Origin of the sequence: Methylobacter arcticus, from assembly GCF_050917435.1 — a bacterium.
Lineage (GTDB): Bacteria > Pseudomonadota > Gammaproteobacteria > Methylococcales > Methylomonadaceae > Methylobacter_A > Methylobacter_A titanis.
The window spans coordinates 986,139-1,011,565 of sequence record NZ_CP159583.1 but is presented as its reverse complement, the minus strand read 5'-3'; the positions used below and the strand labels follow the sequence as shown (position 1 = coordinate 1,011,565).

General features: G+C 49.4%; 23 protein-coding genes, 2 tRNA genes and 3 rRNA genes. 17 read left to right on the top strand and 11 right to left on the bottom strand.

Features of this window, described 5'->3' with window-relative positions:
* Positions 1–138: 138 nt before the first annotated feature.
* From ABXJ76_RS04890 to ABXJ76_RS04875, 4 genes are all read right to left on the bottom strand, one after another.
* Complete coding sequence (locus ABXJ76_RS04890; protein WP_432744671.1) at positions 139–2,499, bottom strand: molybdopterin cofactor-binding domain-containing protein; 2,361 nt, start codon at positions 2,497–2,499, stop codon at positions 139–141.
* On the bottom strand, positions 2,496–2,963 hold the full coding sequence (locus ABXJ76_RS04885; RefSeq protein WP_432744669.1) for a (2Fe-2S)-binding protein: 468 nt from the start codon (positions 2,961–2,963) through the stop codon (positions 2,496–2,498). The genes ABXJ76_RS04890 and ABXJ76_RS04885 overlap by 4 nt, the downstream gene beginning before the upstream one ends.
* Before the next feature lie 148 nt (positions 2,964–3,111).
* Positions 3,112–3,903 (bottom strand): XdhC family protein, encoded by a 792-nt coding sequence (locus ABXJ76_RS04880; protein ID WP_432744666.1) that lies wholly within the window; start codon positions 3,901–3,903, stop codon positions 3,112–3,114.
* Entirely contained in the window at positions 3,884–4,504 is a 621-nt protein-coding gene (locus tag ABXJ76_RS04875) for a nucleotidyltransferase family protein (RefSeq protein ID WP_432744664.1), read from the bottom strand. Before ABXJ76_RS04875 ends, ABXJ76_RS04880 begins: the two co-directional genes overlap by 20 nt.
* Before the next feature lie 539 nt (positions 4,505–5,043).
* On the opposite strand from ABXJ76_RS04875, the gene ABXJ76_RS04870 reads away from it, so the two are divergent.
* Positions 5,044–5,322, top strand: coding sequence for an IS30 family transposase (locus ABXJ76_RS04870; protein ID WP_432744661.1), 279 nt, complete (start codon positions 5,044–5,046; stop codon positions 5,320–5,322).
* A gap of 531 nt (positions 5,323–5,853) precedes the next feature.
* Here ABXJ76_RS04870 and rrf read toward each other — a convergent pair.
* The 5 genes from rrf to ABXJ76_RS04845 form a co-directional block, all read right to left on the bottom strand.
* Positions 5,854–5,969 (bottom strand): 5S ribosomal RNA (rrf, locus tag ABXJ76_RS04865).
* A gap of 187 nt (positions 5,970–6,156) precedes the next feature.
* A 23S ribosomal RNA gene (locus ABXJ76_RS04860) occupies positions 6,157–9,049 on the bottom strand.
* 366 nt (positions 9,050–9,415) lie between these two features.
* Positions 9,416–9,491: transfer RNA gene (locus ABXJ76_RS04855), tRNA-Ala, on the bottom strand.
* 50 nt (positions 9,492–9,541) lie between these two features.
* Positions 9,542–9,618 (bottom strand) — tRNA-Ile (locus ABXJ76_RS04850).
* Positions 9,619–9,687: 69 nt separating this feature from the next.
* Positions 9,688–11,222: ribosomal RNA gene (locus tag ABXJ76_RS04845) — 16S ribosomal RNA — on the bottom strand.
* Together the 16S, 23S and 5S rRNA genes with 2 tRNA genes alongside form the textbook arrangement of a ribosomal RNA operon.
* 484 nt (positions 11,223–11,706) lie before the next feature.
* Between ABXJ76_RS04845 and ABXJ76_RS04840 the strand changes: the two genes are divergently transcribed.
* The 4 genes from ABXJ76_RS04840 (at position 11,707) to ABXJ76_RS04825 (ending at position 12,744) form a co-directional block, all read left to right on the top strand.
* A complete protein-coding gene (locus tag ABXJ76_RS04840; protein ID WP_432744659.1) occupies positions 11,707–12,114 on the top strand; it encodes an ISAs1 family transposase in 408 nt (135 codons plus the stop codon).
* Between the two features lie 104 nt (positions 12,115–12,218).
* The gene (locus tag ABXJ76_RS04835; RefSeq protein WP_432744657.1) at positions 12,219–12,332 is read left to right on the top strand and encodes a hypothetical protein; all 114 of its coding nucleotides are present in this window, start codon (positions 12,219–12,221) and stop codon (positions 12,330–12,332) included.
* On the top strand, positions 12,292–12,471 hold the full coding sequence (locus ABXJ76_RS04830) for a hypothetical protein (RefSeq protein WP_432744655.1): 180 nt from the start codon (positions 12,292–12,294) through the stop codon (positions 12,469–12,471). Before ABXJ76_RS04835 ends, ABXJ76_RS04830 begins: the two co-directional genes overlap by 41 nt.
* 30 nt (positions 12,472–12,501) lie before the next feature.
* Complete coding sequence (locus ABXJ76_RS04825; protein ID WP_432746443.1) at positions 12,502–12,744, top strand: ISAs1 family transposase; 243 nt, start codon at positions 12,502–12,504, stop codon at positions 12,742–12,744.
* Between the two features lie 152 nt (positions 12,745–12,896).
* Here the strand turns inward: ABXJ76_RS04825 and ABXJ76_RS04820 are convergent, their stop codons facing one another.
* Entirely contained in the window at positions 12,897–13,841 is a 945-nt protein-coding gene (locus ABXJ76_RS04820) for an IS1595 family transposase (protein WP_432741523.1), read from the bottom strand.
* A 250-nt stretch (positions 13,842–14,091) separates the two neighbouring features.
* Between ABXJ76_RS04820 and ABXJ76_RS04815 the strand changes: the two genes are divergently transcribed.
* From ABXJ76_RS04815 to nirJ, 12 genes are all read left to right on the top strand, one after another.
* Entirely contained in the window at positions 14,092–15,036 is a 945-nt protein-coding gene (locus tag ABXJ76_RS04815) for an IS1595 family transposase (protein ID WP_432740442.1), read from the top strand.
* Positions 15,037–15,048: 12 nt separating this feature from the next.
* Entirely contained in the window at positions 15,049–15,204 is a 156-nt protein-coding gene (locus ABXJ76_RS04810) for a hypothetical protein (protein WP_432744652.1), read from the top strand.
* Between the two features lie 195 nt (positions 15,205–15,399).
* Positions 15,400–16,980: a cytochrome D1 domain-containing protein gene (locus ABXJ76_RS04805; protein WP_432744650.1), complete on the top strand. Its 1,581-nt coding sequence runs from the start codon at positions 15,400–15,402 to the stop codon at positions 16,978–16,980.
* Complete coding sequence (locus ABXJ76_RS04800; RefSeq protein ID WP_432744649.1) at positions 16,980–17,291, top strand: c-type cytochrome; 312 nt, start codon at positions 16,980–16,982, stop codon at positions 17,289–17,291. The genes ABXJ76_RS04805 and ABXJ76_RS04800 overlap by 1 nt, the downstream gene beginning before the upstream one ends.
* 5 nt (positions 17,292–17,296) lie before the next feature.
* Positions 17,297–17,623 carry a c-type cytochrome gene (locus tag ABXJ76_RS04795; protein WP_432744647.1) on the top strand — a complete coding sequence of 109 codons (327 nt, stop codon included), beginning with the start codon at positions 17,297–17,299 and terminating at the stop codon, positions 17,621–17,623.
* Between the two features lie 21 nt (positions 17,624–17,644).
* Positions 17,645–18,364 carry an HNH endonuclease gene (locus tag ABXJ76_RS04790; protein WP_432744645.1) on the top strand — a complete coding sequence of 240 codons (720 nt, stop codon included), beginning with the start codon at positions 17,645–17,647 and terminating at the stop codon, positions 18,362–18,364.
* 84 nt (positions 18,365–18,448) lie between these two features.
* Entirely contained in the window at positions 18,449–19,612 is a 1,164-nt protein-coding gene (locus tag ABXJ76_RS04785) for a cytochrome D1 domain-containing protein (RefSeq protein WP_432744643.1), read from the top strand.
* A gap of 4 nt (positions 19,613–19,616) precedes the next feature.
* Positions 19,617–20,075 carry an Lrp/AsnC family transcriptional regulator gene (locus tag ABXJ76_RS04780; RefSeq protein WP_432744641.1) on the top strand — a complete coding sequence of 153 codons (459 nt, stop codon included), beginning with the start codon at positions 19,617–19,619 and terminating at the stop codon, positions 20,073–20,075.
* Entirely contained in the window at positions 20,068–20,559 is a 492-nt protein-coding gene (ahbB, locus tag ABXJ76_RS04775) for a siroheme decarboxylase subunit beta (RefSeq protein WP_432744639.1), read from the top strand. Before ABXJ76_RS04780 ends, ahbB (ABXJ76_RS04775) begins: the two co-directional genes overlap by 8 nt.
* Positions 20,552–20,995: an Lrp/AsnC family transcriptional regulator gene (locus tag ABXJ76_RS04770; RefSeq protein WP_432744636.1), complete on the top strand. Its 444-nt coding sequence runs from the start codon at positions 20,552–20,554 to the stop codon at positions 20,993–20,995. The genes ahbB (ABXJ76_RS04775) and ABXJ76_RS04770 overlap by 8 nt, the downstream gene beginning before the upstream one ends.
* A gap of 2 nt (positions 20,996–20,997) precedes the next feature.
* On the top strand, positions 20,998–21,501 hold the full coding sequence (gene ahbB / locus ABXJ76_RS04765) for a siroheme decarboxylase subunit beta (protein ID WP_432744634.1): 504 nt from the start codon (positions 20,998–21,000) through the stop codon (positions 21,499–21,501).
* A 10-nt stretch (positions 21,502–21,511) separates the two neighbouring features.
* The gene (gene nirJ, locus ABXJ76_RS04760; RefSeq protein ID WP_432744632.1) at positions 21,512–22,648 is read left to right on the top strand and encodes a heme d1 biosynthesis radical SAM protein NirJ; all 1,137 of its coding nucleotides are present in this window, start codon (positions 21,512–21,514) and stop codon (positions 22,646–22,648) included.
* Between the two features lie 771 nt (positions 22,649–23,419).
* On the opposite strand, the gene ABXJ76_RS04755 is transcribed toward nirJ, so the two are convergent.
* A complete protein-coding gene (locus ABXJ76_RS04755; protein WP_432744630.1) occupies positions 23,420–25,387 on the bottom strand; it encodes a hypothetical protein in 1,968 nt (655 codons plus the stop codon).
* Positions 25,388–25,427 lie beyond the last annotated feature (40 nt).

Sequence of the window (25,427 nt, the reverse complement as noted above, 5' to 3'; positions counted from 1 at the left end):
CTGCATATGATAACGATAGATCGCCCTATCGTCAATATTTTTTTTGCTATGCCTGATAATTCACCAAGGCGGCTACAACCAGCTCAACCTACATCGACTTAATATGAGGCTAATTTGCTACGCAAGACTGACAACTGTTCAGTCTTTCCGTAACTGATCCCTGATAGGCAGTTGGCGGATGCGTTGACCGGTAGCGGCAAAAATCGCGTTGCACAATGCCGGCGCAATGGGAGGTAAACCTGGTTCACCGACCCCACCCAGTGGTATATCGAACTCGGTCGTGGACAGTAGATGAATTCGGATTTCACGGGGCGCATCATCCATGCGGGTGAGTTGGTAGGTATGGAAGTTATCCTGCATCACCGCGCCCTCCTTAAAGCTGATTTCCCCCAGAGTAGCCAGGCTGACCCCCATAATACAGGCCCCCTCAAGTTGCGAACGGATGCGCTCCGGATTGACCTGCGGCCCGCAATCCACGGCGATATCGATTCGGGGTATGCTGAGCTTACCGCGCTCGTCAACAGCCACCTCCACGACGACGGCGACATAAGTGACAAAGCTATAATGGGCCGCCAAGCCCAATCCTCGACCATTCGGCAGTACGCGACCCCAGTTAGCTTCACGGCTAACTGCCTCAATTACCCGGCGCAGGCGCCCCGTGTCTACAGGATATATCTCGGGTGATTCGCCCTGATTCCAGGTATCTCGAAGGGTACGGGGATCAATATGGCGTGGCGAGCCGATCAGATCAAGCAGAAAATCCTTAGGATCGCGCCCTGACGCAGCGGCCAATTCAGCTACGAAAGACTGAATGGCGAAGGCGTGTGGGATATTGGACACCGAACGAAACCAGCCAATACGAGTATGCGCTTCTGCTTCCGGATTTTCGATGCGCAAATTGGCAATGGCAAAGGGCACATTGATGACGCCCATACCCAGCTCAGCCAGCATCTGATGCTTGCTGCCGAGAGCGAAAGTAGATGAAATAGTTGGTGCTACCGTTCGGTGCAGCCAGGCTACAGGTTTGCCTTGAGTATCCAGACCCGCTTCCAGCCGCTCGACTGAAACCGTGTGAAAATAAGAATGATGCAGATCATCCTCGCGCGTCCAAGTCAACTTGACTGGCCTACCATTCATGGCTTGCGACAATAGCGCTGCTTCAATGACGTAATCAGGTTTGGATTTACGCCCGAAACCGCCACCTAACAGAGTGACATGTACCGTGACTTTGTCCTCCGGCAGCTTGAGCCATTTGGCCACGCGCTCGCGAGACACCTGTGGGGCCTGTGTACAGGTCCAAATTTCGCATCCTCCGTTAACAATATGGGCTGTCGCTGCCGGTGGCTCCATTGGGGCCTGAGCGAGATGCGGGGCGTAATATTCAGCTACCACGCGTTTAACCGCACCTTGCAAGGCGGCATCAATGTCTCCGTCGTTGCGAACAACTTTACCGGGTTTGCGTGCGGCAGCTTCGAGTTCGGCTTTGTATGCTACAGAATCGTAGTTTCCATGAGGCCCTTTATCCCATTCAATCTTAAGTGCCTTGCGTCCCTGGATGGCCGCCCAGGTATTGCAGGCAATCACAGCTATGCCTCCTAGCGGGTTGAAGTCGGCAGGCGGAGGACTGCTCGGTAGCTCGATAACCTTAACCACGCCCGGTACCTTAAGGGCATCCTTGGTATCGTAACTCAAGACCTTGCCGCCAAATACCGGCGGACGCGCCACGACTGCGTAAAGCATGTCTTTGAGACGGGTATCGATGCCGTACTGTGCTAAGCCCGTGACTATATCCTGTCCGTCATAAATCCTGAGCGATCCCTTGCCTATGTAGCGAAAATCCGCTGGATTCTTCAGACGCAAGCTTTCCCGAGCAGGTACCGGTAGTTTTGCCGCTGCTTCGGCCAGCTCCCCGTAGCCGAGTGTTCTGCCGGTGGCAGGATGAAGGATTTGGTGTTGCTCGGCATGGACTTCCTCTATCGGCACTTGCCATTGTGCAGCCGCCGCCGATTCCAGCATGGTGCGGGCGGCAGCACCGACCCGGCGCATAGGCATGAAGAAATGACGCATGCTACGAGAGCCATCGGTATCCTGGTTGCCGTAACGCCGTTCGTCGCCGGGCGCTTGCTCGACCCGTACATGCAGCCAGTTGGCTTCGAGTTCGTCGGCCACCACCATCGGCAGACTGGTACGTACGCCTTGTCCCATTTCCGAACGGTGGCAAATGATGGTTACCGTGCCGTCGCCCGCTATTGCGACGAACACCAGCGGGTTATCTACCCAGCCGTGCGGCATGGCATCGGCGCCATACTTCTCCTTTTCTGAGGGCATGGCAGTTTCGTCTGCTCTAATCAGAGCAGGGAATCCTGCAGCCAGTACGAATCCGGTAAGGGCCAGATCCTTGAGAAAAGTACGTCGACTGATGTTGACAATATGTAGGCTATCGCCTGAGTTCCAGGTGTCAGCGTTTAATTCAGGGCAATCCAGTGGTTTTTTCTTCATGACCTGACCTCCGTTAACCCAGCGACCTGCTTGATCGCGGCGCGTATACGGCAATAGGTCCCGCACCGGCAGATATTGCCGCTCATTGCCGTATCGATATCAGTATCGGTGGGCTTGGGATTTTGTTTGAGCAGCGCTGTCGCAGTCATTATCTGGCCGGACTGGCAATAACCGCATTGCGGTACGCGTAGCGCTAACCAAGCTTCCTGGACTTTTTGCCCTGTTGCGTCCTGGTTGATGGCTTCGATCGTCACGATTTTCTTGCCAATGCCATCCGAGATGGGCGTCACGCAAGCGCGAGTGGGCTTTCCATCTAGGTGTACCGTACAAGCCCCACACAAAGAAATACCGCAGCCGAATTTGGTTCCAGTCAGACCTAGGTGATCGCGTAAGACCCAAAGGAGGGGAGTATCCGTCGATAAGTCGATCTGACGGGGCTTGCCGTTGATATTGAGCGTAATCATGGGGATTTCTCCCTCCTGTCATCAGAAGTACAAGGCACCAGCATCGTATTATGTAACTGGGCGCAGTTCATTGGACCCAATCTTACACGGCCTCCATCGGCCAGTAAAGGCACCGGGACAGAAGTGCGTGACGGTTTGAATCGGCTAATTAATATTTAGCTCCTTTACTTAATACTCCGCCGAGTCCCCCCCGCCTTACCAGCACCATCTCACTGACAATGGACAAGGCGATTTCCTCCGGCAACTTCGCGCCTAGATCCAGACCGGCGGGAGCGCGGACCTTGGCAAGGCTGGACTCGGAAAAACCTTCCTTTTCCAATCGCTCCACTACCAGTTTAGCTCGCTTGCGGCTGGAGACCAGCGCGATATACAACGCTTCGGATTGGAGTGTACGAACGAGGGAGTCATAGTCGCCCTTGTGATGAGTGGCTATCACCACGAAATCGCCAGGCTGTGGCCGCAATTGTTGATAACGGCTGTCGTCGTTAATGACACTGTGGGCAAAGGGAAAGCACTCCGTCGTGGCCTGCGGATCATTGACAACCACCTCGAATCCTAATCGGTAGGCGAATTCGCAAAGACTTTCTACGATGCGCCCATGCCCCATGAGCCAGAGTAACGGTTTGGGCAAGATCGGTTCCACATATACCCGCATGCTGCCGCCACACGGCATACCCGCGCCGAAAACCTCGTCGTTCAGGTCGATTTCAATCACGCGAGGTTCTCCGGTTTCAAGACACTTAAGCGCCGCATTGGACACCATGGATTGCGCACAACCGCCGCCGACCCAGCCGACAATAACCTTTCCAGAGAGCCCGATCAACGCCTTAGCCGCAGGTTTGGCTGAGGATGAGCCTAGTATTTCTACTACGGTAGCTAGAGCATAAGGGCATCGTTTTTTGTGTAGCTCCAGTTGGAGTTCAATAATATCGCGAATCATGATGGCTTTTTAGTTTTTTTAAGAAATTCAAATCTTCCTGTTTGTCGATATCCTGAAGTATGCCGGGATCATCACAGTCAACGATGTGAATTAATTCAAGATAGGCTTGAATCACTGCTTTCGCGCCGACATCGCCGCTCAATGCCGCCAGGTCTGGGCCTAAGACGCGTGAAAAGCCTACCGGGTGTCCTCGTCGACCTTGCCAACAGGGCGCAGCAATGGTCGCGCCCGAGCGAAGCGCATCCGCCACTTTACGGATGGTCGTTGGCGCTATCCACGGCATATCTGCAAGGGCGATCAGCCAGCCAGCAGCTTCTGGTCGCGCGCGGACACCGAAAACAAGACTCGCGCCCATGCCTTGTTTGGCATCGGCGCAGATCTGGACTTCCGCGCCTTCGGCCTGCAATAAAGCAGTCAACTCCTCGCTGCCCGGTCTTACCACCGCCAACACCCCATCGGTGCTGGCCAATAGGTTGCGGCACGCACGCACCGCCACCCTGTCACCATCGGGCAAAAGATGGGTGAGCTTGTCGGCGCCGAAGCGCCGACTGGTTCCAGCAGCCAGCAAGATACCAATAATCAAGCCCACCAGCCTAAACACAACCGGTGGAGGACTCTTAGGGCGGGCAATGTATAGATAATCATGGCTTATATGGGATCGTCTGAATCAGGACTAGGAACATTAGCATCGCCCTCCTTGATTAGCAAGATTCTTCAGCCGGCTGGCGTAAAAGTTTGGAAGGCACGGGAACGGGAAGACCATGCCCAAGGTAAGCACCTCTCTCAATGTGACTCTTCGCACATAACCATAGCTTCTTATACACTTTCAGATAAATAATTTCCAAGCCACAACGATAAACCTTACACAGGGATCGCGAAATCTTCACATGCTTTCTTCATGACACACAAAACTTTACTGGCATCTTTACATATACGTCTTGAAGGTTATGTATTTGGCTATCGAACAGGCTGCCAAAAAATGGTCGATGCCGATCCGTGACTGGAAGCTCGCTCTGAATCAGTTTCAGTTTGTGATTCTCTACAAGGATCGATTTCCAGAGATTTTTTAACGGCGGTTACACGGAAATTTTTACACACCTAGCAACCATTATCCTGTTACAGCCCTATCTGGATAAGACGTTGACGATAACCGTGGATAACGGCAAAGAGTTTGCCGGACACGAAAAAATCAAGGAGCGGCTAAACGCTGATGTCTATTTCGTGCATCCTTATTATTCCTGGGAACGCGACTTAATCGAGAATATCAACGGCTTGATCAGGCAGTACTTTACCAAAGGTAACGGTTTTGAGAGCATAATTGATGATGAGGCTGAAGCGGTCATGCATAAACTTAATCATCGTCCACGAAAAACACCCCATACAATATTTTTTGCTGAATCTGCGCAAAAAACTGCATGATGACTAGGATCGTATTTCGGAGTTGAATCCACGTAATCTAACAATCTAACGCTTGAAACCTTTCCACAAGCCCTGTGTATAACTCTGTGCATAAGAACTAGATAACACTATTCATATTCGATAAAACCCGCGACTTAGTTAAATTGTGACACCCTTATAAAGCAATTTATTTTAATGAAAATCAATGTATTATATTTTCATGACATTAATAAGCAAGCTAGATATACTTAACTTGATCTAACATTTATTGTAAAAAATTAATTTGTGCATAAACAGCGTCAGATAAGGCTATGCCTAAATACAATTTTATATACGATCTAAAATATATCGGCTTTAAGGGATATGCATCCCCTGCCCAATCCGCGCCCGATAAAGCAACATCGCTTCGCTTGTTGCGGGGCGCTCCTTTCCGCCTAAAGGCCGAGGTTTAAACCAACAAGAAAGATTGATTAAAATAATTCGGCAACAAGTAGAGAGCAATTTCAGGCAAAAAAAAACCCAAGTGCAGAGACTTGGGTTTTTAATTTAAGCGCTTGGCAATTCCCTACTTTCGCATGGCAAACTGCCACACTATCATCGGCGCTAAATGGTTTCACTTCCGAGTTCGGGATGGGATCGGGTGGTTCACATTCGCTATGGTCACCAAGCAAACTGGTGTAGTCGGTTTGCACCAACTGTCATGCAACAGGGGTAACACTCGGCGGCTTTTCAGCCTGTTGCCTTGCGTCTTGCTCCTGCTTTTATGGAAATCTATAACTTCTTTACGTTTTGCGATTATCAGCTGTCACTAAGTCTTGCTTAGTTGATAACACCGTCAAACTGATTGGGTGTTATATGGTCAAGCCTCACGGGCAATTAGTACACGTTAGCTTCACACATTACTGCGCTTCCACACCGTGCCTATCAACGTTGTAGTCTTCAACAGCCCTTCAGGGGACTTATAGTCCCAGTGAGATCTCATCTTGGGAGGGGCTTCCCGCTTAGATGCTTTCAGCGGTTATCCTGTCCGAACATAGCTACCCGGCGATGCCACTGGCGTGACAACCGGAACACCAGAGGTTCGTCCACTCCGGTCCTCTCGTACTAGGAGCAGCTTCCCTCAAATCTCAAACGCCCACGGCAGATAGGGACCGAACTGTCTCACGACGTTCTGAACCCAGCTCGCGTACCACTTTAAATGGCGAACAGCCATACCCTTGGGACCTGCTTCAGCCCCAGGATGTGATGAGCCGACATCGAGGTGCCAAACACCGCCGTCGATATGAACTCTTGGGCGGTATCAGCCTGTTATCCCCGGAGTACCTTTTATCCGTTGAGCGATGGCCCTTCCATACAGAACCACCGGATCACTATGACCTACTTTCGTACCTGCTCGACTTGTCCGTCTCGCAGTCAAGCACCCTTATGCCATTGCACTCATCGCCTGATTTCCGACCAGGCTGAGGGTACCTTCGTGCTCCTCCGTTACTCTTTAGGAGGAGACCGCCCCAGTCAAACTACCCACCATACACTGTCCCCAATCCGGATAACGGACCTAGGTTAGAACTTCGAACATACCAGGGTGGTATTTCAAGGTTGGCTCCACAAGAACTGGCGTTCCTGCTTCGAAGCCTCCCACCTATCCTACACAAATAGGTTCAAAGTCCAGTGCAAAGCTATAGTAAAGGTTCACGGGGTCTTTCCGTCTAGCCGCGGGTATACGGCATCTTCACCGCAATTTCAATTTCACTGAGTCTCGGCTGGAGACAGTGTGGCCATCGTTACGCCATTCGTGCAGGTCGGAACTTACCCGACAAGGAATTTCGCTACCTTAGGACCGTTATAGTTACGGCCGCCGTTTACTGGGGCTTCGATCAAGAGCTTCTCCGAAGATGACCCCATCAATTAACCTTCCAGCACCGGGCAGGCGTCACACCCTATACTTCCTCTTTCGAGTTTGCAGAGTGCTATGTTTTTGCTAAACAGTCGCAGCCACCAATTTATTGCAACCCCGTTCAGCTCCAGCAGCAAGTGCCTTCACCTACTTGGGGTGTACCTTCTCCCGAAGTTACGGTACCATTTTGCCTAGTTCCTTCAGCCGAGTTCTCTCAAGCGCCTTAGAATTCTCATCCCATCCACCTGTGTCGGTTTGGGGTACGGCCACTGGTAACCTGAAGCTTAGAGGTTTTTCTTGGAAGCATGGCATCAATCACTTCGTCGTTCCTAAGAACAACTCGTCATCACGTCTCAGAATATAGGTTCCCGGATTTGCCTAAGAACCCTCCCTACTCGCTTAAACTGCCTATTCCAACAGACAGCTGACCTAGCCTTCTCCGTCACCCCATCGCAGTTACCACTGGTGCAGGAATATTAACCTGCTTTCCATCGACTACGCCTTTCGGCCTCGCCTTAGGTACCGACTAACCCTGCGTCGATTAGCGTTGCGCAGGAAACCTTGGATTTTCGGCGTGGGGGTTTTTCACCCCCATTATCGTTACTCATGTCAGCATTCGCACTTCTGATACCTCCAGCCCACTTCTCAATGAACCTTCGCAGGCGTACAGAACGCTCCTCTACCGCCACACTAAAAGTGTGACCCGTAGCTTCGGTACTATGCTTAGCCCCGGTAAATCTTCCGCGCAGACCGACTCGACCAGTGAGCTATTACGCTTTCTTTAAAGGATGGCTGCTTCTAAGCCAACCTCCTGGCTGTCTGTGCCTTTCCACATCGTTTCCCACTGAGCATAGATTTTGGGACCTTAGCTGACGGTCTGGGCTGTTTCCCTTTCCACGACGGACCTTATCACCCGCCGTGTGTCTCCCGTGCTCAAACTTGTTGGTATTCGGAGTTTGCATCGGGTTGGTAAGTCGAGATGACCCCCTAGCCGAAACAGTGCTCTACCCCCAACAGTTATACACGAGGCGCTACCTAAATAGCTTTCGAGGAGAACCAGCTATCTCCGAGCTTGATTAGCCTTTCACTCCGATCCACAGCTCATCCCCTCATTTTTCAACATAAGTGGGTTCGGCCCTCCAGTAAGTATTACCCCACCTTCAGCCTGGCCATGGATAGATCGCCCGGTTTCGGGTCTAATCCCAGCGACTAAACGCCCTATTAAGACTCGCTTTCGCTACGCCTCCCCTATTCGGTTAAGCTTGCCACTGAGATTAAGTCGCTGACCCATTATACAAAAGGTACGCAGTCACATAACAAGTATGCTCCCACTGCTTGTACGCATACGGTTTCAGGATCTATTTCACTCCCCTCTCCGGGGTTCTTTTCGCCTTTCCCTCACGGTACTGGTTCACTATCGGTCAGTAAGGAGTATTTAGCCTTGGAGGATGGTCCCCCCATGTTCAGTCAAAGTTTCACGTGCTCCGACCTACTCGATTTCACTGCACAGCGTTTTCGTGTACGGGGCTATCACCCTGTATCGCCAGACTTTCCAGACTGTTCCACTAACAACTGTACAACTTAAGGGCTAATCCCCGTTCGCTCGCCGCTACTAAGGGAATCTCGGTTGATTTCTTTTCCTCTGGGTACTTAGATGTTTCAGTTCCCCAGGTTCGCTCAATACAGCTATGTATTCACTGTAATGTGACCCACTGATGTGGGCCGGGTTTCCCCATTCGGAAATTTTCGGATCAAAGCTAGTTTGCAAGCTCCCCGAAACTTATCGCATGCTACAACGTCCTTCATCGCCTCTCACTGCCTAGGCATCCACCGTATGCGCTTATTCACTTGACCATATAACCCCAATAAGTCTGCTTTTTCACTATTCGTTTGAATAATGATTAAGAGATGTCTTGTGTTATATCGATCAGCTTTCTTAATCGCTTTTTTCTGCTTTTGAGAACTCATTCTTGTTTACTTCGGTTTCAACATTTTTGCTGACTCGGTGTTCTTTGCTAATTGCTTGGCACTATCGACTTCGCTTGCTTTTTGTTGTAACCTCGGTTGACTCGAACTCGTTTTAAGTCGCCTCATGGTTTTATTCCATGAAGTTTCTTTGTTACAGATTTCCATTTTGTTAAAGAGCTATTAATGCAATTTCATGCACCAATTCTATAAGGTCTCTGCCGATTCTTTTTTAGAATCGAGACGTTATAGAATTGGTGGAGCTAAGCGGGATCGAACCGCTGACCCCCTGCGTGCAAGGCAGGTGCTCTCCCAGCTGAGCTATAGCCCCAGTGTTTGCTGAGTCCCCTTAGCCACATCACGTTTGCCATCACGGCAAGGTGGTGGGCCTGGGTGGACTCGAACCACCGACCTCACCCTTATCAGGGGTGCGCTCTAACCAACTGAGCTACAGGCCCTAGGCTCATACTGCGTGTGATCAAAATAATTTGTTGTGAGTACTCATGACAACATTCAGTTGCAATTTGTAAGGAGGTGATCCAGCCCCAGGTTCCCCTAGGGCTACCTTGTTACGACTTCACCCCAGTCATGAATCACAAAGTGGTGAGCGCCCTCCCGAAGGTTAGACTACCCACTTCTTTTGCAACCCACTCCCATGGTGTGACGGGCGGTGTGTACAAGGCCCGGGAACGTATTCACCGCGACATTCTGATTCGCGATTACTAGCGATTCCGACTTCATGGAGTCGAGTTGCAGACTCCAATCCGGACTAGGACCGGCTTTCTGGGATTTGCTTACTTTCGCAAGTTCGCAGCCCTCTGTACCGGCCATTGTAGCACGTGTGTAGCCCTACCCATAAGGGCCATGATGACTTGACGTCGTCCCCACCTTCCTCCGGTTTATCACCGGCAGTCTCCCTAGAGTTCCCGGCATTACCCGCTGGCAACTAAGGACAAGGGTTGCGCTCGTTACGGGACTTAACCCAACATCTCACGACACGAGCTGACGACAGCCATGCAGCACCTGTCTCAGAGCTCCCGAAGGCACTCTACTATCTCTAACAGATTCTCTGGATGTCAAGGGTAGGTAAGGTTCTTCGCGTTGCATCGAATTAAACCACATGCTCCACCGCTTGTGCGGGCCCCCGTCAATTCATTTGAGTTTTAACCTTGCGGCCGTACTCCCCAGGCGGTCGACTTAATGCGTTAGCTGCGCCACTAAACCTGTATATAGGCCCAACGGCTAGTCGACATCGTTTACGGCGTGGACTACCAGGGTATCTAATCCTGTTTGCTACCCACGCTTTCGTACCTCAGCGTCAGTTCTAGTCCAGGGAGTCGCCTTCGCCACTGGTGTTCCTTCAGATATCTACGCATTTCACCGCTACACCTGAAATTCCACTCCCCTCTACTAAACTCTAGTCCGCCAGTTTCAAATGCAGTTCCCAGGTTGAGCCCAGGGCTTTCACATCTGACTTAACGAACCGCCTACGCACGCTTTACGCCCAGTAATTCCGATTAACGCTCGCACCCTCCGTATTACCGCGGCTGCTGGCACGGAGTTAGCCGGTGCTTCTTCTAAAGGTAATGTCAAGAGACAGGGTATTGACCTGCCTGTTTTCCTCCCAATTGAAAGTGCTTTACAACCCTAAGGCCTTCTTCACACACGCGGTATTGCTGGATCAGGCTTGCGCCCATTGTCCAATATTCCCCACTGCTGCCTCCCGTAGGAGTCTGGGCCGTGTCTCAGTCCCAGTGTGGCTGATCGTCCTCTCAGACCAGCTATAGATCGTCGCCTTGGTAGGCCTTTACCCTACCAACTAGCTAATCTAACGCAGGCTCATCTCATAGCGAAAGGTCCGAAGATCCCCTCCTTTCCCCCGTAGGGCGTATGCGGTATTAGCGTGGGTTTCCCCACGTTGTCCCCCACTATGAGGCAGATTCCTACGCGTTACTCACCCGTCCGCCACTCGTCAGCGCCCGAAGGCCTGTTACCGTTCGACTTGCATGTGTTAAGCATACCGCCAGCGTTCAATCTGAGCCATGATCAAACTCTTCAGTTTATATCATTTTGCCACTCAATAAGATGAGTAGCCAATCTTGGCTCGACTACAGATTCAAACGTTTATAATTTCTTATCTACGTAAGTTCTCATGTCGACTATTTATTACAAACGTAAATAGCTCGTCACAAGCACCCACACAAATTATTTTGATCATATTTTTAAAGAGCGTCGGAGTAAACCCCGGTTGAGCTGGACAATTATACAGATCCAATTCAGTTTGTCAACACTTTGTTGATTTTATTTCTCTTGCCGTCCTTGTCGAAGTCGTTTACCGAACCCCGAAGAAGCCGACCATTGTAACCTATCCCGTCCGCTTGTCAACATCCTGTTAACTTTTATTTCTTGCTGCGTCTCTGCCAGGGCGGTTACCCCGGAAGAGCTGCGTATTATACAACGCCTTTTCATAAGGTCAAGCAGTGATGACACAATAAGCAGAACTACCTAATTAAAAAATATCTTTTAAACAAACAGAACTTAGGGTAATGACAAACCAGTCCACGTTCAAGGAACCGAAAGAAATGGACTTTTTAGATATTTTTGGACAACTCAACGATCCCCGAATTGATCGGAAAAAGCTGCACCCCATGCCCGAAATACTGCTATTGACGTTGTGCGCAGTCATTTGTGGCGCAGAAAGCTGGGATGGCATAGAGATGTTTGGCCAGTCCAAGTTGGATTTTTTGCGTCAATATCTTCCATATGAAAATGGCATCCCGAGCGATGACACGTTACGGCGATTTTTTCGCGCCATCGACACAACACAGTTCCAGCGGTTGTTTGTGGCATGGATTCGAGCCTGGTTGAGTCCTGAAGTGGCGGGTAAAGTGGTGGCTATTGGCAGTAAAACACTACGCGGCAGCCATGATGGCGAACAATCGCCGATACATTGAGTATCAGCGTTTACCGGCGAAGCGGGGATCGTCTTAGGGCAGGTTAAAACCCGTGAAAATCTAATGGGATTACTGCAATTCCTGAGCTATTGAAGTGGCTGGATGTGCACGGAGCCATTGTGACCATTGATGCCATGGGCTGCCAAAAAGCCATCGCCAAGAAAATTATCGATAAAGATGGCGATTACCTATTGGCGCTTAAAGCGCAACCAAAGTAGCCTGCATGATGATGTTCGTCTGCATTTTGAACAACCCGCCCCTGCGTCGCTTGCCCGGATGACCCGCGCTGAAAGTGTTGATAAAGGCCACGGGCGCATCGAAGTCCGGCAATACCGGGTGAATACCGATATTGACTGACTTAGGGTACGTCACCCTGAGTGGAAAAACCTGAATAGTATTGTCGCGATTGACAGTGAGCGACTCATCGGTGATGTGACGACCCAAGAAACTCGCTATTGCATCAGCAGTTCGCTGACCTCCGCAACGCAGATGTTAGTCTCCGTGCGTTTGCACTGGGGTATCGAAAACCAGTTACATTGGGTGCTGGACACGTCTTTCGGCGAAGATCAAAGTCGCATACGCAAAGACAATGCCCAACCAATGCCGCTATTATCCGCCATGCGGCATTGAACATGATACGACAAGCACAAAAGAAACCGGTGCCCATCAAACATATATGTAAAGCAGCTAACTGCGATGATTCTCTCTTAACAGATATTTTGGCTCAGTTTTTTTTAATGAGGTTGCCCTGACACAATAAGCTCTTTTAAAAAAGTACCTGATTACCCATAATCCTCAGCCATCTTCAGTAGCCGCATAGGCATAGGTGGTGTTCTGACTGCAACGTAACATAGGCGGGGCAGCATATCCTCAAGGACAAATCGCCGATTGAAGCGATAACAAAATTCTGCCAAATAGCGCGGAAGGTGTTTATGATTGATAGCGTGATAAGTCCCGTCAATCGACCTTTTGACATTACCTATCATCGTATTGACCCAAGTGAAGGGTTCCAGCGAGACACATTCAGGGCCTCCACCGGTTACGATGCTGGTATGCTGGCATCCTGCCTTGGTAACAGCGGCAAAACAGGCCAGTCCGTCCGAGACCACGTGACTGTCGGTGCTAAGATGGCGCTTCGCCCAACGAGTGATTTCTTTGGAGCGGAACCCGTTGACCACAGTCATGTTCATGGCAATAGGATGTCCTTTTTCGTTGACCGACACAGCCGCCACAAAAGGTGTTTTGTTGGGTGAACCCCGTCCACGCTTGCCTCCCCGATGTTCGCCGCCCCAATACACGTCATCCAGTTGGATGACGCCGGATAACGGCTTACTATCATCACGCTCCTTCATTACCTGCATCAGCTTCTGTTTGATGCTCCAGGCGGTATTGTATGAAACACCTAATTGACGGCGCAGTGAAAGGGCAGAAACGCCAGTTTTTGCTTGTGTGGTCAAGTGGATCGCGAGAAACCAAGTTGTTAACGGGAGTTTCGTCGCAGAAAAAATGGTGCCACTAATGAGGGAATGTTGATGGTGGCAGTGATTGCACTGATAAACCACTCGTGTTTTCAGGGAGCAGTAGCTTTGCCCACCGCATTCAGGGCAAACATAGCCTTGAGGCCAGCGCCAATGAAACAAGGCTTTTCGGCATTGCCCTTCACTCCCATAATTTTTCATGAACTCGCCCAGGCTATAGCCTTTTTGAAATTGAACTTTGTTTTTCATGACGTTATCCCATCCGTATGGTAGATACTGTCAGTATAGACATTCTTGTAACATTGGCTGTTCTTTATGGGTAATCAGGAAAAAGTTAAAGACATCACTGAATCGTATAAACACGCTTAATCATCATATAGAATATATAATCGCGCGCTTACTTCTACCTGATTACCCATAAAGAACAGCCAATGTTACAAAAATGTCTATACTGACAGTATCTACATATGCAGTATCTACATATAAATGGGATAACGTCATGAAAAACAAAGTTCAATTTCAAAAAGGCTATAGCCTAGGCGAGTTCATGAAAAATTATGGGAGTGAAGATCAATGCCGAAAAGCCTTGTTTCAGTGGCGCTGGCCTCAAGGCTATGTTTGTCCTGAATGCGGCGGGCAAAGCTACTGCACCCTGAAAACACGAGCGGTTTATCAGTGCAATCGCTGCCACCATCAACATTCCCTCATTAGTGGTACCATTTTTTCTGCGACGAAACTCCCGTTAACGATTTGGTTTCTCGCGATCCACTTGACCACACAGGCAAAAACTGGCGTTTCTGCCCTTTCACTGCGCCGCCAATTGGGTGTTTCATACAATACCGCCTGGAGCATCAAACAGAAGCTGATGCAGGTAATGAAGGAGCGTGATGATAGTAAGCTATTATCCGGCGTCATCCAGCTGGATGACGTGTATTGGGGCGGCGAACACCGGGGAGGCAAGCGTGGACGGGGTTCCCCCAACAAAACACCTTTTGTGGCGGCGGTGTCGGTCAACGAAAAAGGGCATCCTATTGCCATGAGCATGACTGTGGTCAAGGGGTTCCGCTCCAAAGAAATCGCTCGTTGGGCTAAGCGCCACCTTAGCACCGACAGTCACGTGGTCTCGGACGGACTGGCCTGCTTCGCCGCTGTTAAGGATACAGGATGCCAGCACACCTACATCGTAACCGGTGGCGGCCCTGAATGTGTCTCACTGGAGTCTTTCACTTGGGTAAACACCATGATAGGTAATGTCAAAAGGTCGATTGACGGGGCGTATCACGCTATCAATCACAAACACCTTCCACGCTATTTGGCAGAGTTTTGTTATCGCTTCAATCGGCGATTTGTCCTTGAGGATATGCTGCCCCGCCTATGTTACGTTGCAGCCAGAACGCCACCTATGCCTATGCGGCTACTGAAGATGGCTGAGGATTATGGGTAATCAGGTACTTCTATGCATTACGGATCTTGCTCTTTCCTCGATAGATCGAGACCCTTGCCTGCTTTTCAAAAACTGGAAAACCAACCTTTAACGCCGGAAATGTCTCTACAGATACTGCATGATGAAAAACAACAAATTGCAGAAACAATGAGTTTTTTATCGCGCTAAAACCATGCACATTCTTTCCATAAAATACCGTTACATCCTGCAATTACACTGATTTTTAAACCCAACTCACCCGCATTTTTCTGTTAGGTTAACGCTTGGCACTAATAACTGCACTAATAACTCACCAAAATCAAACTTGAGCTTTTCAACCATACACGATAATATTGATTCAATACTATATTGGAGCCCAACATAATGAAAACAACAAAAAAACACCTACCTAAATCAGTCCTTATCGGCTTAGCCGCTATCATTTTGCCGCTTGGAGCGCAGGCGACCTCCGATACAGGCAAAGACATGCACAAATTATACGAGGACAATTGTGCCAGTTGTCACGGCTCAGACCATGGCGGATTTATTGCCCCCGGGTTAAACTCAGAATCACTGAAAGGCCGCAGTCCTACGGCGTTACGCACGATTATCATGGCCGGCAGTTTCGACACCTTGATGCCTCCGTTCTTCGGTCGCTTATCGGATGACGAAATTCGCGGCTTGGTTAAACATCTACAAGCCACACCAAAACTTGCCAATCCGGCTTGGACCATTGATGACATTAAAGCATCAGTAAAAGTCTATATTAACGATGAAAGCACCTTGCCAGCCAAGCCCACCTATGAAATCGACAGCATGGATAATATTATCGGTGTAGCTGCACGCGGTAAATACGGGCGCGGGTCAGGTTCAAAAGCCGTGTTCATCAACAGCGTTACCCATAAACAAATCGGCGAAATTGCTACAGGCACTGCCGCACATATTATCGACTATGACCCCGCCAACCCGCGCTGGGCTTATGTAAAAAATGATACCGCTGAAATATTTAAAGTCGATCTGTATTCCATGCAAGTTGTGCGTAGCGTTAAAACCGGATTCAACGGTCCGGGCCTGGGCGTTTCCCGCGACGGCAAATATATAATGGCGGGTTCTTATGTACCGCACAACGCCGTCATTCTTGATGCAGCCACCCTGGAACCCCTAAAAACTTTTGAACTGGAAGGTATAGATCCTGACGGTAAAATGGTCAGCTCCGATTCCGGTATGGTCATCGGTACCCCGTTTGCTGATATCTTTGCCATCGCACTGGAAAATGCCGGTCAAGTCTGGGTAGTCGATTTAAAAGAAGGCTTTCCGGTCACTAAAATCGAAAATGTGGGCCGCCATCTGCATGACGCCTTTTTAACCCATGGCGGCAGCAAGTTGATGGTTGCCTCTTATGACGACAGCATCGTCACCGCGATTGATTTAAAAGAGCGCAAAATCATCAAAAAACTCGAGGCCGGTTGCGTACCCCACGTTGGCGGCGGCGCTGCTGTTGAAGTAGACGGTCGCACCTTAGGGTTCGGCACCAACTTCGGCGACTGCGACAAAATGGTGGTCAGCGTCTGGGATCTGGACAAAATGGAAGTGGTTAAACAGGTTCCCGTCTCTGGCGGTACCGAGTCGCCTGCTGCCCATGCCAATGCACCGTATGTCGCGGTAGATATTATATCTAAGGACAGACGCGCGCGCACCGTTCAACTGATCGACAAAAAAACCCTTGAAGTGGTTAAAACCCTGGATGTAGGCGGTCATGCCTATTTTCCTGAATACAGTGCCGATGGTAAATTCCTGTATGTCAGTGCGGGCTACAGCGGTGATGAAGTGGTCGTTTACGATTCGACTTCTTTAGAAAAAGTGGCCTCAATTGCGATGGAAAGCCCAGCCGGTATCTTCTCTCACGGCCGGGTTAAATACATGACACGCGGACTTTCACCTGACGAAATGAAAGGGGCAAAATAATGAGATTAATTGCTCTTTCAGGATTGTTGCTACTGGGGTTAATGTCTTCCCAAGGCGTTAATGCAGCGAGCATTTATGCAGGCCATGCCACAGCGGCGGCGGTTTGTTCGCAATGTCACGGTATTAAAACGCCTTCAGCCGATGCGCCTTTTCCACCTTTAGCCGGGCGCGATGCGGACTATTTAAAAACGACGTTAAAACAGTACCGTGACAAAACCCGAAAATCCGACATTATGAATGCTATTGTCGGCTCTTTAAGCGACAGCGACATCAGCAATGTGGCAACCTACTATGCCAGGTTAAAACCGTAACATTCATGAAAAAATCGCTGCTTTTAATGCTGATTATTCCTGCTATTTTTGCCAGTACCAGTATGGCTGGCGAACCATCGCAGGACAGGAAAATCACGCTCCGCAACATGCTCAAACATGATTGCGGAGCGTGTCATGGCCTGACCTTAAAAGGCGGCCTAGGCCCTGCTCTATTGCCCGAAGCGCTAGCCGGAAAGCCTGATGATTTTTTAATTTCAACTATTATTAACGGACGCCCAGGCACCGCCATGCCGCCTTGGCAGCCGTTTATCAGTCATGATGAGGCGGCTTGGTTGCTTGGGATTTTACGCAAGTATGGAAACGATAAATAAACGGATATATAGTGAACAACAATGGCAACGGAATTAACACCAAAGCAATGGGTAGAAATTTTACAAAATAGTGAGTTAACAAAAGAATTTGATCTCGCCATGTTTCAATCGCTCTACACGTTCGAAGATCACAAAGCCTACGCGAGCCAAGTTGGACTTATATTAGGAACTCATCATGGTTCGCTAAATTTTGAAGTTGGTAGATATGCTAAACGTATCGCAGAGCATTACGACATAAACTTTACAGCAAGGAGCGAAAAGAAATACAAATTTTGGGATTTGTTTTTCAAGGGTTGGGAAGACGGTATTAAATTCGTTTGGCAGCTACGCCCTGAATTAGTTGAGGCATTAGAAGTGACTGGATTGACTGGTGACCAACCCTTCCCCAATGAATTGCCTACCGATACGACATACCCTTTATTAGAAGGTATTAAGCGAACAATAACTGTTAACTCATACGAACGAAATCCAAAAGCAAGAGAGTTATGTGTCAAACATTGGAAAGCTATTTGTGCGGTTTGCGAATTTGATTTTGAAAAAACTTATGGTGAATTAGGTAATGGTTTTATTCATGTTCACCACCTGATACCTGTGGCGCAAGTTGGAAAAACATATCAAGTTGATCCAATTAATGACCTAAGGCCGGTTTGTCCAAATTGCCATTCCATGCTTCACAGACAAGAACCTCTGTTGACGATTGACGAATTAAAAAACATTATCGACCAAACGGCCAACCGTTAGCCTATAAGCCTGTTCGAGCGACAGCGAGGACTGGCGTTTCCGGCAAACACCACCCGAATTCGCCGAAATTACACACAAATATTTATGACCAAGCTACTCTCTTTTTTAGCATTGCTATTCTCCTTCAACGCCATCGCAGAGCTACGCGCCACCGGTGACTTAGGCATCGTTATCGAGCGGGAAGACGGCAATGCGCTGATCATCAACACCACCGAGCATAAGCGCCTGTCCAAGATCGAAAAGCTGGGCGACTTGTCCCATGCATCGGTAGTTTTCTCCCGCGATCAACGTTACGCCTATGTTTTCGGCAGGGACGGCGGTTTGACCAAAATCGACATGCTCAAGGACATCATAGACAAGCGCATCATCCAGGCAGGCAACAGCATCGGCGGGGCGATTTCCCAGGACGGTAAATTAATTGCCGTGTCCAACTACACGCCGGGCGGCGTCAAAGTTTTTTCCTCGGACACGCTGGAACTTGTTGCCGATATTCCTTCCGACTATGGCGATGGACTGCGTTCTAAAGTGGTCGGCCTGGTAGATGCACCCGGACAGCGCTTTATATTCAGCCTGTTCGATGCCGGTGAAATTTGGATCGCCGACTTCAAAAATCCCAAAGCGCCTGTTATTAAAAAATTCCCGAACATCGGCAAACAACCTTACGATGCGTTAATATCGCCGGATGGACACTATTATATAGCCGGACTGTTTGGCGAACCCGGCTTGGCGCTGCTGGATTTATGGAATACCGAAGCCGGAGTTAAACGCATATTGTCCGACTACGGCAAAGACGATGAAAAATTACCCGTTTATAAAATGCCGCATCTTGAAGGCTGGGCGATAGCCGGTGATTACTTGTTTGCACCCGCGATAGGCCAACACAAGGTCCTGGTCATCGACAAAAACACCTGGGAACTGCATGACACCATAGCAGTCGTCGGACAACCGGTTTTTGTGATGGCCAGACCCGATGCGCGGCAAGTCTGGGTTAACTTTGCCTTTCCCGATAATAATCAATTGCAGATTATCGATGTCAAAGACCTGTCTCTTAGCAAAACCTTGACGCCTGGAAAAGCCGTTCTGCACATGGAATTCACCCCGCGCGGCGAACAAGTCTGGGTCGCAGTAAGAGATGATAACCAGCTGGTGGTTTACGACACGGAAACCTTGCAGGAAATCACTCGCCTGCCCGCCAACAAACCCAACGGTATTTTCTTTAGCTCCCGTGCGCATAAAATCGGCTTATAAACCCATGCTGACGACCTTACACAAACAGCTGCTAAACGACTATCAGCACAATTTTCCGCTATCGCCCAGGCCTTATCAGGACATCGCTGATGCGTTGGGCGTGACCGAAGCCGACGTTTTATCGGCATTTACCGAGCTTAACGATAATAATTTCATCAGCCGCATCGGCCCGGTTATTCCGCCCAATCATATCGGCGTCAGCGCCCTGATCGCGATGTCCGTGCCCGAACAGCATCTGCAAACAGTTGCCGATAAAATCAGCGCCCACCCCGAAGTCAATCATAACTACGAACGCGAACACCGGTTTAACCTCTGGTTTGTGGTCATCGCTGCCGACACCGAACACTTATGCGCCGTGATCGACGTCATAGAACAGGAAACATCATACCCAGCCATGCTGCTGCCGATGCTGGATGATTTTTTCATTGATTTGGGCTTTAAGCTGGATCTGAACAATGATTGAAGCCAGAGATCGTCAACTGCTTGAACATATTCAACTGGGACTGCCGGTTTGCTCAAAACCCTATGCCGAAATCGGGCGGTTGTGCGATATGCCCGAAACCGAAGTCATCGAACGTTTAACTCGGCTTAAACAGCAAGGCCTGATCAAACGCATGGGCGTTATCGTCAAACACCGGCAACTGGGTTACCGCGCCAATGCGATGGTCGTTTGGAATGTACCGGATACTCTTATCAAACAGCTGGGTGGACATATCGGCCGGTTTCCGTTTGTAACCCTGTGTTATCAACGCCCCAAACAGCCTGAATGGCCGTATAATCTGTATTGCATGATTCACGGCAAAGACAGAGCCACCGTTTTGAAGCAACTGGAACAGCTCATTGACGCTTGCGGCTTAGACGGTTTTGACCAAGAAATCCTGTTCAGCAACCGCTGTTTTAAACAACGCGGCGCTATTTATAAAAATACGACTGTAACTCATGGATGACATAGACAAGAAAATTATCAACGCCCTGCAAGACGGCTTTCCGATCTGCGACGCGCCTTATCGACAAGTTGCCATGCAACTGGGATTGACCGAACAGGAACTGATAAACCGGTTAAAAGCACTGCTGGATAACGGCACCCTCACCCGCTTCGGCCCGTTGTATAATGCCGAACAAATGGGCGGTGCCTTAACCCTGGCAGCCGTTAAAGCGCCGGAACAGCGTTTCGATGAAATCACCGACATCATCAACGACTTTCCCGAAGTTGCGCATAATTACGCGCGCAGCCATGAGCTGAATATGTGGTTTGTGATTGCCACCGAAACGCCCGAACAAATCCAGCAAACTATCAACGCAATAGAGCAACAAACCGGATTAACCGTCTACAACATGCCGAAAAACCAAGAGTATTTTGTCAACCTGAAACTGGAAGCCTGACCATGCTCGATGAAACAGACCGCAAAATCATCCAGGCAACACAAGCCGGTTTACCGTTAACGCCCCAGCCCTATCAGGCTATTGCAGAACAACTCGGACTTACTGCGGATGATGTTATGATGCGTCTGTCAGCCATGCAAAACAGCGGCATCATTCGCCGCATCGGCGCAGTGCCCAACCACTACAAACTGGGCTATCGCTTTAACGGCATGACCGTCTGGAATATCCCGGATGAAGCCATCGACGAGCTGGGGCAAAAAGTCGGACAACTGGAGTTTGTCAGCCATTGCTATCATCGCCCCAGGCATCCGCCCGAATGGATGTACAACCTGTTTGCGATGGTGCATGGTAAAACCCAGGAAGCTGTCGATAAACAAATTCAACAGATTTCCGATCTGCTTGGCGACTATAATTTGGGCTGCGATGTTTTATACAGCACAAGAATCCTGAAAAAAACCGGTTTTCGTGCAGCGAAAAATACTAGGGCGCAGCCCGTTACTGATTAGGAAACTGATTATGTTTAGACTAAGCCAATACATGCGGGAACTGATAGACCCGACTCCCTTAAAACCGGCGCACAAACCGGCGGCTCCGGTGGTTATCTGGAATCTAATCCGTCGCTGCAACCTCACCTGCAAGCATTGCTACACGACATCCACCGATATTAATTTCCCCAACGAATTGAGCACGCAGGAAATCTATACGGTCATGGATGACCTGAAAGCCTTTAAAGTACCGGTGCTGATTTTATCGGGCGGCGAACCGTTGCTGCATCCCGACATCTTCAACATTTCCCGCCGCGCCAAGAACATGGGCTTTTATGTCGCGTTATCCACCAACGGCACTAAAATTTCCGTGGATAATATCGACGAAATCGCCGCCATAAATTATCAATATATCGGCGTCAGTCTGGACGGCATCAAAGATACCCATGACCAGTTCCGGCGGGTAAAAGGCTCTTTTGACCAGGCCTTACACGGCATCCATTTGTGCCTGGAAAAAGGCATCAAAGTCGGCTTGCGCTTTACCTTAACGCAGGATAATGCCCATGATTTTCCGGCCTTGTTGCAGTTAATGGATGACCACGATATCGACAAATTCTATTTATCGCATTTGAATTACGGCGGCCGCGGCAATAAAAACCGCAAAGACGACGCCCATTTTTCGATGACCCGAGACGCGATGGATTTGCTGTTTGAAACCAGTTATGACTGGCTTAAAGCGGGTAAAGACCGGGAATTCGTCACCGGCAATAACGATGCCGACGCGGTTTATTTCTTGCACTGGGTAGCCAGGCATTTTCCTGATAAAGCCGGGCATATCAAAGCCAGGCTGGAACAATGGGGCGGCAATGCCTCCGGCGTCAATGTCGCCAACATCGACAACTTGGGCAATGTTCATCCCGACACATTCTGGTGGCATTACGAGCTGGGCAATGTCAAAGAGCGGCCTTTTTCGGAAATATGGCTGGATACGAGCGACCCGTTGATGGCGGGTCTTAAGCAACATCCCAGACCACTCGAAGGGCGCTGTGCAAGGTGCCATTACCAAGAAATATGCAACGGCAACACCCGCGTCAGGGCCGCGCAAACTACCGGAAATTTTTGGGCTGAAGATCCGGGCTGCTATTTGACGGATAGTGAAATAGCGTAGGGTATGCTGTGCATGCCTTTCGGGTGAGAGTGTTCTAATAACGTCTGTTTGGTGAACATCATCCGCCTGTTTTCGACCCAAAGCAGTCATTCAGTGTAGGTTGGGTTAGGCGTTAGCCGTAACCCAATAAATAGGCTTTTCAGGAGAAGACAGCTTTGATTGTTGGGCTTCATTGCATTCAGCCAAACCTACGACCTTAAGGTTTAAGCACATTGTTAATTGGAAAACATCAGATTCCTGGTGGGCTAGCGGTCGTTTTTATCGGCATACACATTATCAATAAGCTTTTTAAACCAGATAGGTCGAAAGATCAGTATAAACAATCCTATCGTACCGGTGATGGGAAGTAGAGGTATCAACATGAAGATAATAAAAACTAGGGCACATTTGATTCTGGCACCGATGGAGACCGCTATCATTTTTCTTTCTCTTGTCTGTTTTTTTGAGATGCTAAAAGTATGTTTATCAATTGCATAATATAGTCCTGTTTCATTAAATCGCAGACATAAAAAAGCCCGTGAAATAGGTATGAAGAACACAGTGAACTTCGCGAATGTCGCAAATTGGCCGATTGCCGATATTCGCCGCTGACAGCCGGTAGATTTTTCATTAATTGCATCAATATTTATTCAGAATTTTGGCACACTATCTATTAATAGTGGCATCCGACATGAGGCAGGCGACGATAGCAAGGCTGTCCGCCCTTTCGAAAAATCTATCGTTCATGCCTGCATTCCTCTCGTTAGGTTTCAATTGGAAGAAATTAAAAGCTCAATCCTCCAGCAAGTCCGCATGGATCAATTGATTGAAGGGTAAATACTTGTAACTGCCCTTGCGCATATTGAAAAAAAACAATTCGGGCAGGCTCATTAAAATACCGGTTGCGCCCGACTGCAAATTTTTTCCCGAATCCAGCGGCCAGCTGAAAACACCGTAAACGCTTTGGCCGATCCCGGCGACAGCGTTGACCAGACCGAACACGGGCCTCAACAGCACATGGTCGTCGGTAAAAAACACAAATAACGCGTCGTCGGGATTGTACTGGTATAAGCGGCTACTGAGGATATTCGATTCCCTCAATGCCGTTATCGGATCGCTTTGACTGGCGGTCAGCTTTGCCAGTTCAAGACCCCGGTAAGAATCCAGGTCACGGCTCTGCGTTACACGGTAACGATCCAGTACCGATTGGTAGGCGACAAACGGAACGAAGTTATAGGGTATCTCGACATATCCCCCCAGACGTTGTTCGGATTCCTTTATCGTTAAAACTTCCAGGTCCGCAATTTTTTCGCCGAAACGGTAGGGTTTTAACAAAGCCTGGTTGATGGTTCTGAACAGTTCGGTGACGCAATTGCGGCTCAGCAGGTCATAGCGATAGCTTTGTTTCAGTGTTTCCAACAGGCTGTTTTCAATGTTATCCAATGCGGACAGCGCCGTGGTTAATTGTTCCGGTGTCAGATTCGGAACCGGCCCCCCCGGAAAACCGATGCTCTTTGTAGGCAGGGCTTTCTCGCCGTTATAACGGAAATCATGATGCTGTTCGCCGTTAAGCAGTTCGATATAGCCATTGGCCGCCATCTCGATTTGGCTGTATTCGGCCTCGCTCAACCGTTGGCGGGACGCTGCCGACAGCCGGACTTGATTCAGGGCCGTCTTGGCGTCGCCAGTCAGAATCCGTATCTGGGCGCTATGTTTAAGGTATTGATCCGGCTCGACCCGTTCGCTGTTTTCGGCAAAATCGTCAATAAAAACCCAATAGCCGGACTGCAATGAGGCGTCGATCGCGATATACCGGGCCATATTGACTAAAACGGCATAGCCCCAGTCCGGCCGGTTCGAATCGAGCGCTTTGACCAGGCTGATTTCCAAATCATTGCGCAGCTCCTGCAATACCGGTCTTTCCGTTTCGGAAACTTTGAAGGCTGGCTGAGTTGTCAGCAACAGGGCATCGGCTTGCAACGGCGGCGCTTCTATTAGGGCTTTGATCGCAAATAATGCGGTCAGATAGTCCGAGTATCGTTCTGTGAACGAATAGATAGCGGCAGGAAATTTTTCACCGGTCGAATCCGGATTTATCGCAGGCCAATGGCTGGGCGATAAGGTCTTAATTTGCGATTCGATCATGGCACGGCGGCTCTGCAAAAAGTCCGGGCCATAGCGCTGCTCCACTTTTTGGCGCAAGTTTTGAGCGCTTAGCGACTCCTGTTTTGTTAATTTGCTGTCCGTGTGTTGGAGCTGATGGCCCGGTTCAGGATAAAAAAGCCCGACGCCTTTTAATCGCAGAACCGAAGCCCCATCGGCGTCAACAATGGCCTGACCGGCTGTTGCTTTCTGCAACAAGTGCCGGATAAAAATCCGCTCTTTATGCAGATCGTCGAGCCGTTTGAACTGCCTTTCCTGGGTCAAAAACTGCCACTTGAATTGGTCTTTAAGCAGATCAAAGGTGTCTTCGCTGACCTCGATACGGCTTAGATGCATCGGGCGATTCTGCAAGTACCGGTAGGTAAAATGGAATCCGGTTTTTTCTTGCCTGAACAGGCGAATCAGGCCGGAATCGACATGTTGATAATGATAAATGTCATCGCCGAATTGTATGGCGCTATGTCCCCCGCTCGAATTCCCTTCGCTGGCTTCTATATACAGGTAGTTAAAGCCGACTGCCGCAGCGGCGGACGGCAGCATAACTAAGACCGCCATCAGCGCATGAATGCCGACGGTGTGCAAACTCGAACGCATCATGATCAGGATGACCGGCCTTGAAGACGAATGATCAAAGAGT